The sequence below is a fragment of the Haloferax sp. s1 genome, assembly GCF_058382125.1.
Map to the genome: position 1 here is coordinate 1 of NZ_JBZRPK010000043.1, position 682 is coordinate 682.

Genomic DNA, 682 nt, shown 5'->3' on the forward strand with positions numbered 1-682 from the left:
CACGGCGTCCCAGCGATGTACAACGACATCATCAACCAACCGAACGCCGAGGAGTTCGACCTTTCGTCGGTCCGCCTCGCAGGCGTCGGCGGGTCCGGCATCCCCGTCGAGGTGCTTCGGCGATTCGAGGACCTCTACGACGTGAATATCTACGAGGGGTACGGGCTGACCGAGACCAGTCCCATCACCCACTTCAACTCGCCCGAACAGGGTCGTCGGGTCGGGAGCATCGGAAGGCCGCTCCCCAGCGTGGACGCGAAAATCGTCGACGATGATTTCGCAGAGCGTCCCCGAATAGAGGAGGGGCCGGTCGACGAAGACGAGGTCGACCTAGACGAGATAACCGGCGAACTCGTCGTCGCCGGGCCGAACGTGATGAAGGGGTACGCCAGACTGCCCGATGCGAACGAGGAGGCATTCAGCGAGCAGAACGGAAAGCGATGGTTCCACACCGGCGACATCGGCTACTGGGACGAGAACGACTTCTTCTATGTCGTAGACCGGAAGAAGGACATGATAAACACGGCGGGGTACAACGTCTATCCGCGCGAGGTCGAGGAGTTGCTGTTCGAGCACGAGGGGGTGGCCGACGCGGCCGTGGGGGGGATTCCGGACGACCGCCGAGGCGAGACGGGGAACGCGTTCGTGGGGCCGGTTCCGGACATCGAGGGGAGGCCCGAGG

1 protein-coding gene is annotated in these 682 nt (G+C 63.6%); it reads left to right on the forward strand.

Translation table 11 applies throughout. From position 1 onward, the window contains the following. Positions 1–682 (forward strand): AMP-binding protein (locus QT222_RS00245; protein WP_491475924.1); only part of this gene is annotated, 682 nt, incomplete at both ends.